We start from the raw sequence: 15,563 nt of genomic DNA, 5'->3' as shown, positions 1-15,563 counted from the left end.
AGAAGCGCGCCGGACGCTTGAGCTACTTGATGGCAACGCGCCCGGCGCGCTTGCCAGACCTGAAACCGATGCCTATCAACCCCAAGGACTCTCGTTATGAACGAGGGACGACCGGGGGGCAGGTCAGGCCCTTTGCCGGGAGAGTGCGATCTGGGCCTTGCCCCTGTCCTCACCTGACCCCTTGGGGCTGATCGGGGCTTCCTGTTTGGGATTTATCAGGATGCAGTTGCTGATCTGGTGGCTGGTTGCCAGCTTTTTGATTGGGGGCCTGTGGGCTTGCTGTTGGTGGCCTTTGGCTTTTAGCCATCAGACTTCCATTTGCTTATCCTGCTCAGGCTTCCTTCAGGTTCCTTTGGAATACAGTAAGAATTAAAGACCAGACGCCCTGTCGGTCCTTTCCTCAGGTCAGGTGACCTGCCACTGGCTATCAATTGGGTTCGCGAAGGAGACTGTGCTCAGCGACGCTCAAAGCAGGTGGAATTGGCCCAATCAATCGAGGAGGCAAGGTCGTCCTTGCTCCTCTTCTTCAAAAGGTAGTTCAGCCATCCTGTTTTCCTTTCTTGGGTCGTAGGCTGTTCAAAATGGTGTTCACGATATCCAAATCGCGTCTTGGTCCAGCAGTCGAGGACCAGCGCGATGAATTCCTCAATGGTCAGATGGTCCGGCTTTTCGATGATCGCGTGGATGTGGTGGCGATGCCATGCGCCATTCTCTCTGACCACCAGCATCGCCAGTTGGCGCCCATGGCGCTTGTAAGCGTTCCCAAACAGGTGGCTGTTCAACAGGTTCCGGAAGTGCCTGAAGTTCGCTGATGAAATCTCATCATCAATGCGCTGCCCATCAACGACCTGCTTTTGCGTCAGGGTGATGTTGATCGGGTTCGGAACCGGATGCCTTAGGTAGAAATGCTTCAAGGCGGATTGGATCATGGAATACCCTTTTGTTAATCAAGGGTATTTATCTAATCTTTATCTGCTCTTTATCGGGGTGGAGCTGAAATCGTAACGAAAATTGCGGCAAGGTCGCCCATGCCGCCATTGATCAATCGGCCTTGAACTTGGCGCGCAGCGTGTCGCTGGCTTTCTGAAGACCCTCGTCCAGTTTGCCCTTCAGCACCATCGCCCGGACCTCCTTCAGAGCATCCCCCACAGCGGCGATATCGGCGCATTCGATGGAGAACATGCCCTTGGCCAGTTCGACCTCGGGTCGGCCATAGCGGATCGACAGGAAGTAGCGGCCATCGCCATCCTGCCAGAACCAAGCGTTCTTGACGGGCTGTCCTTGGCGATGCTGGTCGAGAACGGCAATCTGCTGGTCGATCCCGGTGATGATCTTCTGGCGGCGCTGCGAGACACGATCCAGCGTGCGGGGCTTCTTGTGGGCGGCGAATGTCAGGGCCATGGGCGGTGTCCTCCTATCGATGCGGGAGGGGGTCCAACAGCCTTTCCCAAAGGTCCACAGGGCGATCAGACCTCATCACGCCACTGCAAGTTCTCGATCATCTCCTTCGTCGGGGCCATCTTCTTCAGGTAGAACCGTTCCAGCTGGTCCACGGACGTCCCGGCGTTCTTCGCCAGCGTGTAGATGTTCACCCTGCCGTTCGACGCTCTCAAGCGTGATTGCAGCGCATAGTGGCGCAGGGAATAGGGCGACAGCTTGCGCTCGTCGTCCACCAGATCGGCTTTTGCAAGGATGTGGTTGAAGATGCGCCGTGCTGTATCAATCGCCGTGGTTCGGTTGGTGTATTCCGGCATCCAGACAAAGGCGTTCTTGTCGGGGCCTTGCTCGCTGAACGGGTTCAGCATCCCCCTATAAAGCGGCACACAGATCGGCATCGTCACGCTGGTCCGTCTGCCCGTCTTGCCCCCATGCACTGACATTTCCAGATGCGGTGGCTTGCTGCCCACCTTGATGTCCTTGTGGCGCAACCCGAACAGCTCGCCCTTGGTAGGGCGCAGGAAGCTGTGGACGAGGAACCTGAACATCCGCAGGTGATGGCCGGTGATCTTGATTCCTCGAACCTCATCGCCACGGGTGACGCAGTCAGCGCCAGCCTTCATGAACTTCTTGTATTCGTCGTCGGTGAAGGTGTGACGGGGCGTATCGGTCGTCTTCTGCTTTGGCATGACGGGGATCGTCTTCAAGAGCCCATCCTCGACCGCCAGGGCGAGAACCTTGCGGATCACGATGACATGCTTGGCGCGCGTTGAGTCGGCCAAGGGCTTCCCGCGCGTCTTGTCGAGTTGCACGAGGTATTCCCGGATCATCTTCGTGGTGATCTTGCTGACGTCATGATCGCCAAAATGACGGACGATCCCGTCCTTCTGCCGGTAAAGCAGCTTGCGATCGCTGTCGTGGGTCTTGGCCGAGGCCTTCTGCATCCCCAGCATCTGCGTGGCGTAATATTCGAAGCTGGTGGTCGCCTTGCGGGCTTGATCGCTGTTCACCTTCTTGAAGAAGGAGTCGGCGAATTCGTTCGCGGCAGCAATGGCTTCGATGCGCGAGGTCTCCTTGGTCGACCGGACGATATAGCGGCCCTCGGAGGAATCACGCAGCCGCACCATCCAGAACGGGCTGCGCGCCGTCATGTAGATTGCGAGCCCTGGCCGCAGCTTGCGCAGCGAGGTCACCCGGTTGGGGGATTCATCCGTCATGTGGCCAAGGATTGAGTGTATAACTGTGTATAACCTAATCCGACGCTCAAAATGGATCAACGACGATCATAAAAGTCTAATGATATCAGGGATTTAAGTGGTGCCCAGAGCCGGAATCGAACCAGCGACACGCGGATTTTCAATCCGCTGCTCTACCAACTGAGCTATCTGGGCACTGTTCAAGGGTACCTTCCGGTGCGGCCTTGGTTGGTGGGCGGGTGATAGTGCAGCGGCGCGGAGCTGTCCAGAGGGATTTGGCGGAAATTCGCGGCTTTTCCGTTTATTGCGGGCGCGGAGCAAGGCCGGGCGGGCCGGGGGGGAGATCGGCCGGGGTTTCGTCCTCTGCCGCGTCGGCGGGCAGCGCGTAGTCGCCGCGCATCCAGTGCGCCAGATCGACATCGGCGCAGCGGCGCGAGCAGAACGGGCGGTACTTCGGATCGCTGGCCTTGGCGCAGATCGGGCAGCTCATGCCAGCAGCTCGGCCAGCGTCAGGCGGTCGCGGCGGCGGGTCATTTCGTAAAGCCCAAGCGTGGTCCAGCCGGCCAGCGTCACATCGGTGCCCTCGCCCTTGAAGGCGGCGCGGATCACCTGTTCCAGGATCGCGCGGTCCTTCTTCGGCTGGGGGGCGAAGTCCACCACCACCTGACCGCCAAGGCCCCGCAGGCGCAACTGGCGCGGCAATTCGCGGGCAGCGGCGATATTGGCCTTCAGGCTCGCAGCGGGTGAGGTGTCGGGGCCGGTGTTGACGTCGACCGCCACCAGCGCGCGGGTCGGTTCGATCATCATGTGGCCGCCGCCGGTCAGGGTCACGCGGGGGGCGAGGAGCGCTTCGATGGCCTCCAGCACGCCAAAGGCCTCGAAACTGCCGGCGCGGTCCTCGACCATGTCGGGGGCAGGGTGGCTCCAGTCGCGCCAGGCGGTGTCTTGCGCCGAGGGGCCGTCGAGCAGGAGTTCCGGGCCGCCGTCGAGATCGGCGAGCAGGGCGGTGGCGAGATCGCGCATGGCGGCGATGTCGTCTGTCACCTCGTCCTCATCCGCCTCGGCCGCGGCCGAGCGCAGGATCAGGCCAAGCCGCGGGTCAGCCCCAGCCATGGCGCCTTCGGCCAGATCGCCAAGCGCCGCGCGGGTTTCCTCGTCGCGGATGGCGCGCGAGATGTTCAGGCCGGGGGCGTCGGGGGTGATGATGGCATGGCGCGACTTGAAGAGAAGCCGCGCAGTGACGGGGGTGGCCTTGCCCGGTTCCGTCGGGCCTGTCACCTGCACCAGCAGGCGCTGACCGGGGCTGATGCCGGAGATCTGCCGCAGGAAGCCCGAAGCCCCGCCCGGCAGTTTCACGAAGATGCCGCCCTGACCCTTCATCGGACGGTCGGCGATGGCGCGATAGATCGCGCCGGGCAGGATGGCCTCTCCCTCCGGGTCGATCGCCAGATCTTCCAGCTGGCCGTCCACCATCAGCGCGGCGGCCGGGCGGCCCTTGAGGTCGTCGAGAAGGACAACGCGGCCCTTGGTCATGGCTGTCTCCAGACCGGATATCCGGCGGCTTGCAGAAGGGCGGCGGTTTCCGCCAGCGGCAGGCCGACGATGCCGGTGAACGATCCCGAAATCCACGGGATGAAAGCCCCGGCTGCGCCCTGGATGGCATAGCCCCCGGCCTTGCCATGCCATTCGCCACCCGTGAGATAGGCGTTCAGTTCAGCGTCCGAAAGCCGCTTCATCTTGACCGCCGAGACGCTTTCGCGGGTCCAGATCCGGCTTCCCCGGCGCACGGCGACAGCGGTGATGACCTCGTGCCGACGGCCGCCAAGCGCGGTCAGGAAGGCTGCCGCCTCGCCTGCATCGCGCGGCTTGCCAAGGATGCGGCGGCCAAGGGCCACGGTGGTATCGGCGCACAGCACGACATCGTCCGCGCCGGCGACAACCGCCGCCGCCTTTTCCCGGGCCAGACGCGCGCAATAGGGGCGGGGAAGTTCGCCCTTCTTCGGGTCTTCATCGATGTCGGGGGGGGTGATGGCATCGGGCGTGATGCCCAGCTGCGCCAGAAGTTCCTTCCGGCGCGGGCTGCCTGATCCGAGAATGAAGCGCAAGGGAAGCGGCTTACTTGAAGCGATAGTTGATGCGGCCTTTCGACAGGTCGTAGGGGGTCATTTCCACCTGCACCTTGTCGCCCGCCAGAACGCGGATGCGGTTCTTGCGCATCTTGCCTGCCATCACCGCGATCAACTCATGGCCGTTGTCGAGTTCAACCCTGAAAGTCGCGTTCGGCAGGAGTTCCTTTACGACACCGGGGAATTCGAGGATATCTTCCTTGGCCATGGTCTCTCCAATGGGGTTTGGCCCGCCCGGAACCCCGGTGCAGGCATGGCCGCGCGTATGCGCCGGAATCAGCCGGTTTTCAAGGGAAAATTGCAATCTGGTTGCCTGAGCGCCCGTCAGGCTGTGCCGATGAAGGCGCCGGGCGCGACACATCGCCATCGCGGCGCAGCGCGCGGGGGGCGTCGGGGCCGGTCTCGGCAGGGGGAGGTCAGGGCTGTTCCTGCCGCCTTCGGCCAAGCGCCGGCTGGGAGATCGCGCGGACCGGGCGGGCGACAGCTGCTGGCGGGGGGCGGCGTTCTCCCCCGCCGGGCAAAGGCTGCAAGCGCACGTGATCGGGAAAAGCGTCACAACACATTGACTTTGCCGGGAAATCACCATGACCGCAGAGCGCCATCAGTTGTCTTGGCACCGCATCGGCTCTGCAGGGGCCGATGCGGGCCGCGGCTGCAAAGACCCGTCGGGGACGGCTCCACGCGCAGGGGGCGCAGCCAGTTTCCCGGCCGCGCGCCGCAGGCCTGAAGGGCTGGTTTTACAGCACGAAATCCCCGGCACTGAGCGAGGTGACCCCGACAAGACGCAGCGAGAAATCGGCAATCCCGTCGCCGGTCACATCGGCGCGGACCACGGCATTGCCGCTGACGACGGTATACCAGACGCTGTTGTCCGCCGCGGTCTGGCCGCTGAAACCAAAGCTCTGGTTGCCGCCGGTCGCGGTATCGGCGTCGATGGTGCCAAGATGGATGTCATCGGTGCCGCTCACGAAATTGTAGATCGCATCGCGCGTGGCGTCCGCCGCAGAGTCGGCCACGGCGACAAAGACGAACACGTCGCGGTCGCTGTCGGACCCGCCATAGATCACATCCCGGCCCAGCCCGCCCTGCAGACGGTCGGCACCGGCCTGACCCAGCAGGCGGTCATCGCCGGCCCCGCCGAGGAGGGTGTCAGCGCCGCTGTTGCCAGCGAGGGAATCCGCACCCGCCCCCCCGTTCAGCAGGTCATCGCCCGTGCCGCCGAGCAGCGAGTCATCGCCGCCGTCCCCTGCCAAGGTGTCATGGCCGGCCTCGCCGACGATCAGGTCATGGCCTGCCGCGCCGAACACCTGGTCGCCGAAGTCCGAGCACAGGATGCGGTCGTCGCCGGACAGCATCTGGTTGAGGATCGCCCGGTCATCGGCAACACTTGTAGTCTGCGCGGCGGCGTAGACCTCCACCATGTCGAGCTCGAACCCCGCCATCGCGGTGGACTCGCCCGTCGGGTTTAGCTGGTAAAAACCGGTAAAGGTGCCGGAGAGCGGAATATCGGCGCTGTCGAACTGCAAGTTGTCACCGGCAAGGATCAGATAGTCGTACGACGAAAACGGGGAGCTGCCGTTATACAGGGCTGCGATGTCGCTGGCAAAATAGGTGCCTTCGAACCCCGGGACAACCGTGTTGTCAACCACGAGGTTGATGCTGTCCCAGAAGCCGAACTGGCCGTAGGAACTGAAGAGTATCGAAAGATTGAACCCGCTGAAATTCATGCTCGCATTGGAAACGAACTGCGCCATTGCATTCTCCTGAGAAATCAATTTGAAGCCGCCGAAAGCCTAGCCGCGCCCGGCCCGTCAGGCAAGCGGCTCCTGCGCGGCGCAAGGCGGCCCTACAGCGCCCGCATCCAGAATTGCAGCTTCTTCGCCGTCTCGCCGGTGTCGCCCAGATCCTTCCAGGAAAATTCCGCCAGCACGCCGGGCAGGGGCGCATAGCCCCGGCCGCGCCAGAACGCATCATTGGTGCGATAGCTCACCGGCCGCAGCGGGTGGTCGTCCGGCCGCACCACCGAGCAAAAGGCGACATGGGTCCGGCCATGGGCGCGGGCATGGGCCTCGCGCAGGTCAAAGAAGCGGTGCCCCAGCCCCTGACCGCGATAGGCCGGCAGCAGGACCGATTCCGCGCCGTAAAGGATGCTGCCCGCAGGCAGGCCGATCTGCCGCAAGGGGGTGGCGAAGGCCTCGGCGTGATCTTCCATGAAGGTCGAGGTCGAGGCCCCGACCAGAATGCCGGCATCGAAGGCCCCGACCAGCAGCGCGCCGACATTGTCGCGGTAGGTCTTCAGATATTCGCGCTCATACTCCAGCGTGCCGTCGTACAGATAGGGCCAGTCGCGGAACACCGCGATGCGCAACCGGGCAACGTCGTCAAGATGGGCCTCCAGCTCGGCCCCGGTCAGGATGCGGACGTCAACCATGCTGAACCTGCCGGGTCCAGTCGGTCAGATTGTAATAGGTGGTCACCCGGGTGATCTTGCCGTCCTTCAGCGTGAAGAACCCGCCGGCCGGCAGCACATAGCGCTGGCCATGCGCCTCGGGCAGGCCGGGATCGGTTTTCAGATACTGGCCATGCACCACGAACTCCGCTGCGCCCCGCGTTCCGTCGGCGCTGGCCATGATGACCATGCCCTGCAGCTCTTCCTTGTAGCTCGCCGACATATGGTCGCAAAACGCCGCAAAGGCCGCCTTGCCCAGCCGGGTGGCGCCTTCATTGACATGATGGGCAAAGTCGTCGTGCAGCGTCACCAGCATGCCCGCGATATCGCCCGCATTGAAGGCGGCATAATAGGCGGCAATCGTGGCTTCGGCGGTCGAGCGGCTCATGCGGTCCTCCTGCGTCTGGCCGCATGATTGCCACGGGGCGGGGCAGGGGCCAAGCCGGAAAGGCCGGGTCGGGGAGCAAAACCGACATCCGTGCCCCTGCCTTCATCTGTTTTCAAATATCCCACGGGGGAAGCGGGTTTGGCGCTGCCAAACCCGCGCGGGGGTGTGAAACCCCCGCTTCGCCGCGGATCAGAGCCTCAGCCCAGAGGCTCAGGCCAGTGCCGCCCTGACCGTCGCGCCCATCGGTGTCGTCGGGCGGCCGATCAGCTGGCTGAGGCTGCGGCTGTCATCGAACAGCGCGCCCTGTGCGGCCTGCGCGTCGCTGTCCGCCAGTGCCTTTGAGAACCCCTCGGGCAGGCCGAAGCCGATCAGCATCGCGGCATAATCGGCCTCGGGCAGGCTAGAATAGCCGATGGTCTTGCCGCTCTGGCGCGACACTTCGGCGGCCATGTCCGCAAGCTGGTAAGCCTCGTCGCCCGCCAGCTCATGCACCTTGCCCTGATGGTCCTTGTCCAGCGCCACTACGGCAATCGCCTCGGCATAATCGGCGCGCGCGGCGGTCGACACCCGCCCTGCGCCCGCCGCCCCGGCCATGCCGCCATGCGCCAGCGCCGCGCCAAGGCTGCCGGTGTAATTCTCGGTATACCAGCCGTTGCGCAGCAGGGTATGCGGCAGGCCAGACGCCTTCAGCGCCGCCTCGGTCCCGATATGGTCGGCGGCCAGCAGCATCGGGCTTTTCTCGCCCTTCAGGATCGAGGTGTAGATCACATGGCCGACGCCCGCCGCCTTGGCCGCCGCGATCACTGCCTTGTGCTGCCCGACCCGGTCGGTGAAATCGTTCGACGAAATCAGCACCAGCGTCTCTATGCCGTCCAGTGCCGCCGCATCGGGCCGGGCGTAGTCAAAGGCCCGGACCGCGACGCCAAGGTCGGCGGCCTTTTCGGGGCTGCGGGCCAAAGCGACGGGCGCCGCGCCGCGGGCTTTCAGCGCGGCGATGGCAAGGCGGCCCAGCTGGCCGGTGGCTCCGGTAATGGCGATGGTCATGGCGGTTCTCCTGTGATCCATGGTTGACGGCCCAGAGATACCGTATTACTTCCGAAACGGAAGTACGCACGATTTTGTAAGTATTATGCAGGAGCGCACATGACCATCAAGACCGCTGCACAGGTGCTGTTCGACCAATGGCAGGCCGGCAATGTTCTGGCCCCTGATTGCCCGTCCCGCGCGATCCTGCAGCACCTGACCAGCCGCTGGGGTGCCTTGGTCATGGTGGCGCTGGCCATGGGGCCGCACCGGTTTTCCGGCCTGCGCCGGCAGGTGCGCGGCATTTCCGAACGGATGCTGGCGCAAACCCTGCAAGAGCTGGAGGCCGACGGCTTCGTGCTGCGCACCGCCCACGCCGTTGTGCCGCCGCATGTCGATTATGAACTGACGGACCTCGGCCACGAGGCAGCGAACCATCTGGTGCCGATGATCCGCTGGATCGAGGGGGCGGTGCCGCGCATCATGGCCGCCCGGATGCCGAAGGCCGCCGAATAGCGCTCAGACCTGCGGCGGCCCGAAACGTTCCAGCAGCTTGTCGCGGATCTGGTCGCGTACCTGCCGGTAGGCGGCCATCCTGGCCTCGCGCGTGTTGCCGCCCAGACTGGTCGGGTCGATGATCGGCCAGTATTCCACGGTCAGGTGGTAATGTTTGGTCAGATCCAGCGCCATCTTCCTTGACGCAGGCGACAGCGCGATGATCAGGTCATACTGCCCCAGATCGTCGCCCCATTCCTGCATCTCCTCGAACGAGCGCGAGCGGTGGCGGGACAGCTCGATCCCCATCTCGGCACAGACCGCCACCGAAAAGCCGTCGATCTCCATGTCATTCTTGACGCCGGCCGACTGCACATAGGCGCGCTGGCCGTAGAATTTCTTCATCAGCCCTTCGGCCATGGGCGAGCGCACGGCGTTGTGGTCGCAGCAAAACAGCACGGCTTGCGGGAAGTCGGCCACTCTTACCCCCAATGCAGCACGCAGATCAGGGTGAACAGCCGCCGGGCGGTGTTGGTGTCGACCTCGGCCTTGCCGTCCAGCCGCTCCTGCAACACCGAGGCGCCCTCGTTGTGAATGCCGCGCCGGGCCATGTCGATCGCCTCGATCTGGCTGGGCGGCAGGCGCTTCACGGCGTCGAAATAGCTTTCGCAGATCTGGAAGTAATCCTTCACCACCTGCCGGAACGGGCCAAGGGACAGATGAAACTCGCCCACCGGGGTTTCGTCCTCGGCGGCAATGGAAAAGACCAGCCGGCCCTCGCGGATCGCCAGACCCAGACGGTAGGGGCCGGGCGGGATCGCGCGGCCATCCCGGGCCGGCAGGCCGAAGGAGTTCTCTTCCAGAAGATCGAAGATCGCGACCTTGCGCTCCTGCTCGATCTCGGGCGTCGGCCGGGCAAGGCCGCGCTCGTCGATCTCGATATGGCAGATGCGGTTGGTCATGGCCGCCCCCCGTTCGGCGCCCCGTTCAGCGCCCCGAGCCGCGCCGTGACGCTCAATCCATGCGCCTCAAGGCTTTCGCTGGCAGCCAGACGTTCGGCGGCCGGACCAATCGCCGCCAGCGCCTCGGGGGTCATTTTCGACAAGGTGGTGCGTTTGACAAAATCCATGACACTCAGACCCGAAGAGAACCGCGCCGACCGCGCCGTAGGCAGGACGTGGTTCGGCCCGCCAACGTAATCGCCGATCGCTTCCGGAGTCCATGCCCCGAGAAAGATCGCCCCGGCATGGGTGATCGCAAGGCTCAGGGCATCGGGATCAGCCACGCAAAGCTCCAGATGCTCCGGGGCGAGGCGGTTTGACAGGGCGGCCGCCTCGGCCAGATCGCGCGTCACGATGACCGCGCCAAAGTCGCGCCAGCTTGCCCCGGCAATGGCGCGACGGGCCAGCGTTTCCAGCCGCTTTTCCACCGCCGCCACCACGCGCGCGGCAAAGGCCGCATCCGGGGTGACAAGGATCGACTGCGCGCTTTCGTCATGTTCGGCCTGGCTCAGCAGGTCAAGCGCGATCCAGTCCGGGTCATTCTCGCCGTCCGCGATCACCAGAATCTCCGACGGCCCGGCGATCATGTCGATGCCGACCTTGCCGAACACCCGCCGCTTGGCCGCCGCGACAAAGGCATTGCCCGGCCCGGTGATCTTGTCCACCGGCCGGATGGTCTCGGTGCCATAGGCCAGCGCCGCCACCGCCTGCGCGCCGCCGATCCGATAGACCGTATCCACCCCGGACAGCCGGGCGGCCAGCAAGACCAGCGGGTTCACCACGCCGCCCGGCGTCGGGCAGGTGATGACCAGCCGCTTTACCCCCGCGACCTTGGCCGGAATGGCGTTCATCAGCACCGAGGAAGGATAAGAGGCCAGCCCGCCCGGCACATAAAGCCCGGCGGCCGAAACCGGCGTCCAGCGCCAGCCGAGGGTCGCCCCGGTCGGCTCTTGCCAGAGGGCATCTTCCGGCATCTGCCGGGCGTGATAGGCGCGGATGCGTGTCGCCGCGAGTTCCAGCGCGGCGCGATCCGCAGCGGAAACCTTGGCGATTTCGGCGTCGATCTCGGCCTCGGAGAATGCCAGCCCGCCCGCCGTCAGCTCCAGCCGGTCGAACCGCGCCGTCAGCTCCAGCACCGCCGCGTCCCCCCGCGCCCGCACATCGGCGATGATTGCGGCGACGGCGGCGTCGACGTCGGGGCTGTCCTCGCGCTTTTGCCCCAGCAGGGCGGTGAAACGCGCCTCGAAATCGGCATCACGGGTGTTCAGAAAGGTCGGCATGGCTCGCTCCGGTTCTTGCGTTTCCCATAGGCCAGCCCCTGCGGCAGCGCAAGAAAAAGGGGGCTGCGCGCCCCCTCTGCGCCTGCGGCGCATTCACCCCGCGGGATATTTGCGCCACATTGAAGGCAGCAAAGCACCCGCCCTTCAACGTGGAAATAAATATCCAAACCGGCATGCGCGCATGCCGCGCAGCCGGAGGCTCCGACGCCGATCCCGAGCGGCTCAGCCGCCGAAATGGGAAAACCGGTAGGGGCTGACGCCGTATTTCTTGCGGAAGCTCTTGGAGAAATGCGAGGTCGAGGCATAGCCGCAGGCCACCGCGACATCCGTCACCTTCATGTCGGTTTCCGCCAGCAGCGCCCGGCCGCGCGCCAGCCGCAGGTCATTCATGTAGCGCACCGGCGTAATGCCGAGATAGCGGTTGAACAGCCGCTCGATCTGGCGGCGCGACAGGTTCAGATGTTCGGCGCAGCCGTCAAGGTCCAGATCTTCCTCGATCCGCGCTTCAAGATAGGCGGCGGCCTGCAAGAGCTTGTCGTGGCGGGTGCCGAGCCGTGTCGCAAGGCTGGCGGTCTGGCTGTCGGCCTCGTCCCGGCGCTGGGTCAACAGGCACATGTTCATGACCTCTTGCCCGAGTTCGGCGCCGAACCGGTCGGAGATCAGCTTCAGCATCATGTCCGCCGCCGCCACGCCGCCAGCGCAGGTCATCACCCGGTCGTCCATGGAGAACACTTGGCGGCTGGGTTCCAGATCGGGGAAGTTCTCGGCAAAGGCGGTGGTGTTGTCCCAATGCATGGTGAAGCGGCGGCCCTTGAGGATGCCCGCCTGTGCCAGCGCATAGGCCCCGGTGCAGAGCCCGCCCACGGTGCGGCCGCGCCGCCAGAGGCCGCGCAGCCAGTCGCCAAGCGCGACCGAGGCCTTGCCTTCGGGCTCCACCCCCGAGACCACCAGCACGATGCCTTCGGGCCTGGCATCCGCCCAGGCGCCGTCGACCACGATCGGCACACCGTTCGAGCAGGCTACCGGCTTGCCGTCGTCGGACAGCACCGTCCAGCGGAACAGCACCTGTTGCGTCAGCTGGTTGGCCATCCGCATCGGCTCCAGCGCCGCCGAGAAGGCCAGCATCGTGAACTTCGGCAACAGCACGAAGGCCACATCCACGGTTTCGGGCCTGGCCACCAGGTTTACATGGGCGGTGCCCTTGGCAACGAATTTCTGCTGATCGGTCATCTGCCCCTCATCTGACGGCAGCATAGCAGAGGGGGGCGCATGGCGCATCAGGTTCTGATCCCGGCGAAGCGGGCCTGCCAGTCGATGCGCTCTTCATCGGTGATCTTGCGGAACAGGTTTTCGGGCACGCTGAAGCTGTGGCCCGCGGGCAGGGCGCGGATGGCGTCATGCACGTCCGTTGGCCAGGTCCAGTCGTCCGAGCCCATCGCCGTCATCATCGCCTGCGCCGCATCGGGAATGAAGGGTGCGGACAGGATCGCAGAGATGCGGATCAGGTTCAGCGCGAGGCGGATCTGCGCCTGCGCGTGGTCCGGGTCGGTCTTGACCACCGACCACGGGGCGGCGGCTTGCAGGTATTCGTTGCCAATCACCCAGATCGCGCGCAACTCGGTTGCGGCCTTGCGCACCTCCATCGCCTCCATGGCGCGGGTGTAATCGGCGATCCGCGCCCCGAGATCGGCAATCAGCGCGGTTTCCATCGGGCCGAACTCGCCCGCCGCCGGCACCGTCTCGCCAAGCTTCGACTTGGCGAATTTGGTGACGCGGCTGACGAAATTGCCCAGCACATCGGCCAGATCCTTGTTCACGCTGGCCTGGAAATTCTCCCAGGTGAATTCGGCATCCGAGGATTCCGGCGCATGGCTCAGCAGCCACCAGCGCCAGTAATCCGACGGCAGGATGCTGAGCGCCTGATCCATGAACACCCCGCGCCCGCGCGAGGTGGAGAACTGGCCGCCATCATAGTTCAGATAGTTGAAGGACTTGAGGTAATCCACCAGCTTCCACGGCTCGCCCGAGCCAAGGATGGTCGCCGGGAAGCTGAGGGTATGGAAGGGCACGTTGTCCTTGCCCATGAACTGGTAATAGGTCACATCCGCCGCGCCCTTGTCCAACCGCCACCAGCGCTGCCAGGCCTCATCGCCAAGGCCGTTCGCGTCGGCCCATTCGGCGGTGCCGGCGATATATTCGATGGGGGCGTCGAACCAGACGTAGAACACCTTGCCTTCCATCCCGGGCCAGGGCTGGTCGCCCTTCATCACCGGAATGCCCCAATGCAGATCGCGGGTGATGCCGCGGTCCTGCAACCCGTCGCCATCGTTCAGCCATTTCTTTGCAATCGAGGTGGTCAGGATCGGCCAGTCGGTCTTGCTGTCGATCCAGGCCTCCAGCTTGTCTTTCAGCGCGCGCTGCATCAGGTAGAGGTGCTTGGTCTCGCGCTCCTCCAGATTGGTCGAGCCGGAGATGGTCGAGCGCGGGTTGATGAGATCGGTCGGATCAAGCTGCTTGGTGCAGTTGTCGCACTGGTCGCCGCGCGCACTGTCAAAGCCGCAGTTCGGGCAGGTGCCCTCGATGTAGCGGTCGGGCAGGAAGCGGCCGTCGTCGATCGAGTAGATCATCTTCTCGCTGACTTCGCGGATCAGGCCGTTCCGGGCCAGCACGCCCGCGAAATGCTGGGTCAGCTTGTGGTTGCGCTGGCTGGACGAGCGTCCGAAATGGTCGAAGGACAGCCGGAAGCCCTTGGCGATCTCGGCCTGAACGTCATGCATCTCGGCGCAATAGTCCGCCACCGGCTTGCCGGCCTTGGCCGCGGCGAGTTCGGCCGGCGTGCCGTGTTCGTCGGTGGCGCAGATGAACATCACCTCATGGCCCATCGCCCGGTTGAAGCGCGCAAACAGGTCGGCCGGCAACTGGCTGCCGACGAGATTGCCCAGATGCTTGATGCCGTTGATGTAAGGAATGGCCGAGGTGATAAGAATCCGTGCCATGGCGCCCTCTTGTCCGCTGTCGCGCTCCCTTTAGCGCAAGGTGGGGGCGGGGGGAAGCGCCCCCCTTGCCCTTGGATCGGCATTGGCTACCTTGAACCCAAAGGAGACGGCCATGAAACAGATCCCGCTTGGCACGACCGGCCTGATGGTCTCGGAGCTTTGCCTGGGCAGCATGACTTGGGGCACCCAGAACACGCAAGCGGAAGGTCACGCCCAGATGGACCGGGCGCTGGAGCGGGGGGTGACCTTCTGGGACACCGCCGAGATGTACCCGGTGAACCCGGTCTCTGCCGATACCATCGGGCGGACCGAGGAGATCATCGGCACATGGCTTGCCAAGGGCGGGCGAGACCGGGTGGTGCTGGCCAGCAAGGTGACGGGTGCGGGCCGGGCCGAGGTGCGGGACGGGGCGGCGCTGACGCCCGCCGCCTTGCGTCAGGCGGTGGAAGGGGCGCTCCGGCGGCTCGGGACCGATTACATCGACCTTTACCAACTGCACTGGCCGAACCGCGACACCTATCACTTTCGCGACATCTGGGCCTTTGATCCCCGGGCCGCAGACCGCTTCAAGACTGAAGCTCATATGATTGAAATACTTGACGAAGCGGCGAAACTGATTGCCGATGGCAAGATCCGCCATCTTGCCCTTTCCAATGAAACGGTCTGGGGCACGGCAAAGTGGCTCTCGCTGGCCGAGCGCCACGGACTGCCGCGCATGGCGACGGTGCAGAACGAATATTCGCTGCTCTGCCGCCAGTTCGACAGCGACTGGGCCGAGCTTTCGCATATGGAAAACCTGCCGCTTCTGGCCTTTTCGCCCCTGGCGACCGGGCTCTTGACCGGGAAATACGCGGGCGATGTGACGCCCGAGGGCAGCCGCCGCAGCCTCAATCCCATGCTTGGCGGGCGGATCACGCCGCAGGTCTTTCCGGCCGTGGCGGCCTATCTCGGGCTTGCCGCCGCCCATGGCCTGAACCCCGCGCAGATGGCCATTGCCTTCTGCCGGTCGCGGCCCTTCCCCTGCATCCCGATCATCGGCGCCACCAGCCTTGCGCAACTGGACATCGCGCTGGGCGCGGCCGAGATCACCTTGTCGGACGAGGTTCTGGCCGGTATCGACGCAGTCCATCGCGCCCATCCGATGCCGTTCTAGGCCTTGCGGATCGTTTCGG

The 15,563-nt window shown here is 64.6% G+C and carries 18 protein-coding genes and 1 tRNA gene; 2 read left to right on the top strand and 17 right to left on the bottom strand.

Annotated elements, in window-relative coordinates:
* Positions 1-455 precede the first annotated feature (455 nt).
* The 12 genes from G4Z14_RS16675 to G4Z14_RS16620 form a co-directional block, all read right to left on the bottom strand.
* On the bottom strand, positions 456-929 hold the full coding sequence (locus tag G4Z14_RS16675) for a hypothetical protein (protein WP_164627759.1): 474 nt from the start codon (positions 927-929) through the stop codon (positions 456-458).
* Positions 930-1,041: 112 nt separating this feature from the next.
* Positions 1,042-1,401, bottom strand: coding sequence for a hypothetical protein (locus G4Z14_RS16670; RefSeq protein WP_164627757.1), 360 nt, complete (start codon positions 1,399-1,401; stop codon positions 1,042-1,044).
* Positions 1,402-1,466: 65 nt separating this feature from the next.
* Positions 1,467-2,654 carry a tyrosine-type recombinase/integrase gene (locus G4Z14_RS16665; protein WP_164627755.1) on the bottom strand — a complete coding sequence of 396 codons (1,188 nt, stop codon included), beginning with the start codon at positions 2,652-2,654 and terminating at the stop codon, positions 1,467-1,469.
* Between the two features lie 98 nt (positions 2,655-2,752).
* Positions 2,753-2,828, bottom strand: a tRNA-Phe gene (locus G4Z14_RS16660).
* A 106-nt stretch (positions 2,829-2,934) separates the two neighbouring features.
* On the bottom strand, positions 2,935-3,123 hold the full coding sequence (locus tag G4Z14_RS16655) for a DNA gyrase inhibitor YacG (protein WP_164627753.1): 189 nt from the start codon (positions 3,121-3,123) through the stop codon (positions 2,935-2,937).
* Positions 3,120-4,166, bottom strand: coding sequence for a ribonuclease E/G (locus G4Z14_RS16650; RefSeq protein WP_164627751.1), 1,047 nt, complete (start codon positions 4,164-4,166; stop codon positions 3,120-3,122). The genes G4Z14_RS16655 and G4Z14_RS16650 overlap by 4 nt, the downstream gene beginning before the upstream one ends.
* The gene (locus G4Z14_RS16645; protein WP_164627749.1) at positions 4,163-4,738 is read right to left on the bottom strand and encodes a Maf family protein; all 576 of its coding nucleotides are present in this window, start codon (positions 4,736-4,738) and stop codon (positions 4,163-4,165) included. Before G4Z14_RS16645 ends, G4Z14_RS16650 begins: the two co-directional genes overlap by 4 nt.
* A gap of 10 nt (positions 4,739-4,748) precedes the next feature.
* Positions 4,749-4,967, bottom strand: a complete 219-nt coding sequence (infA, locus tag G4Z14_RS16640; RefSeq protein WP_108434436.1) for a translation initiation factor IF-1 — start codon at positions 4,965-4,967, stop codon at positions 4,749-4,751.
* A 529-nt stretch (positions 4,968-5,496) separates the two neighbouring features.
* Positions 5,497-6,513 carry a calcium-binding protein gene (locus G4Z14_RS16635; protein WP_164627747.1) on the bottom strand — a complete coding sequence of 339 codons (1,017 nt, stop codon included), beginning with the start codon at positions 6,511-6,513 and terminating at the stop codon, positions 5,497-5,499.
* A 92-nt stretch (positions 6,514-6,605) separates the two neighbouring features.
* Positions 6,606-7,190: a GNAT family N-acetyltransferase gene (locus G4Z14_RS16630; RefSeq protein ID WP_164627745.1), complete on the bottom strand. Its 585-nt coding sequence runs from the start codon at positions 7,188-7,190 to the stop codon at positions 6,606-6,608.
* Positions 7,183-7,596, bottom strand: a complete 414-nt coding sequence (locus tag G4Z14_RS16625) for a ketosteroid isomerase-related protein (RefSeq protein WP_164627743.1) — start codon at positions 7,594-7,596, stop codon at positions 7,183-7,185. Before G4Z14_RS16625 ends, G4Z14_RS16630 begins: the two co-directional genes overlap by 8 nt.
* A 210-nt stretch (positions 7,597-7,806) precedes the next feature.
* The gene (locus tag G4Z14_RS16620) at positions 7,807-8,640 is read right to left on the bottom strand and encodes an NmrA family NAD(P)-binding protein (RefSeq protein ID WP_164627742.1); all 834 of its coding nucleotides are present in this window, start codon (positions 8,638-8,640) and stop codon (positions 7,807-7,809) included.
* A gap of 99 nt (positions 8,641-8,739) precedes the next feature.
* Here G4Z14_RS16620 and G4Z14_RS16615 point away from each other — a divergent pair, with 99 nt between their 5' ends.
* The gene (locus G4Z14_RS16615) at positions 8,740-9,135 is read left to right on the top strand and encodes a winged helix-turn-helix transcriptional regulator (protein WP_164627740.1); all 396 of its coding nucleotides are present in this window, start codon (positions 8,740-8,742) and stop codon (positions 9,133-9,135) included.
* Between the two features lie 3 nt (positions 9,136-9,138).
* Here the strand turns inward: G4Z14_RS16615 and G4Z14_RS16610 are convergent, their stop codons facing one another.
* The 5 genes from G4Z14_RS16610 to metG form a co-directional block, all read right to left on the bottom strand.
* Positions 9,139-9,534: an arsenate-mycothiol transferase ArsC gene (locus G4Z14_RS16610; RefSeq protein WP_164627769.1), complete on the bottom strand. Its 396-nt coding sequence runs from the start codon at positions 9,532-9,534 to the stop codon at positions 9,139-9,141.
* A gap of 62 nt (positions 9,535-9,596) precedes the next feature.
* A complete protein-coding gene (locus G4Z14_RS16605) occupies positions 9,597-10,076 on the bottom strand; it encodes a UPF0262 family protein (protein WP_164627738.1) in 480 nt (159 codons plus the stop codon).
* On the bottom strand, positions 10,073-11,395 hold the full coding sequence (hisD, locus tag G4Z14_RS16600; RefSeq protein WP_164627736.1) for a histidinol dehydrogenase: 1,323 nt from the start codon (positions 11,393-11,395) through the stop codon (positions 10,073-10,075). Before hisD ends, G4Z14_RS16605 begins: the two co-directional genes overlap by 4 nt.
* 222 nt (positions 11,396-11,617) lie before the next feature.
* The gene (locus G4Z14_RS16595; RefSeq protein WP_227751821.1) at positions 11,618-12,625 is read right to left on the bottom strand and encodes a GlxA family transcriptional regulator; all 1,008 of its coding nucleotides are present in this window, start codon (positions 12,623-12,625) and stop codon (positions 11,618-11,620) included.
* Between the two features lie 47 nt (positions 12,626-12,672).
* Complete coding sequence (gene metG / locus G4Z14_RS16590) at positions 12,673-14,391, bottom strand: methionine--tRNA ligase (protein WP_164627732.1); 1,719 nt, start codon at positions 14,389-14,391, stop codon at positions 12,673-12,675.
* Positions 14,392-14,503: 112 nt separating this feature from the next.
* On the opposite strand from metG, the gene G4Z14_RS16585 reads away from it, so the two are divergent.
* Positions 14,504-15,544 (top strand): aldo/keto reductase, encoded by a 1,041-nt coding sequence (locus tag G4Z14_RS16585; RefSeq protein ID WP_164627730.1) that lies wholly within the window; start codon positions 14,504-14,506, stop codon positions 15,542-15,544.
* Positions 15,545-15,563 lie beyond the last annotated feature (19 nt).

It is taken from the genome of Tabrizicola oligotrophica (assembly GCF_011008935.1).
In the GTDB taxonomy this organism is placed as follows: domain Bacteria; phylum Pseudomonadota; class Alphaproteobacteria; order Rhodobacterales; family Rhodobacteraceae; genus Tabrizicola_A; species Tabrizicola_A oligotrophica.
Note: the sequence above shows the minus strand (reverse complement) of the source record. Positions and strands in the feature narration are given on the sequence as shown.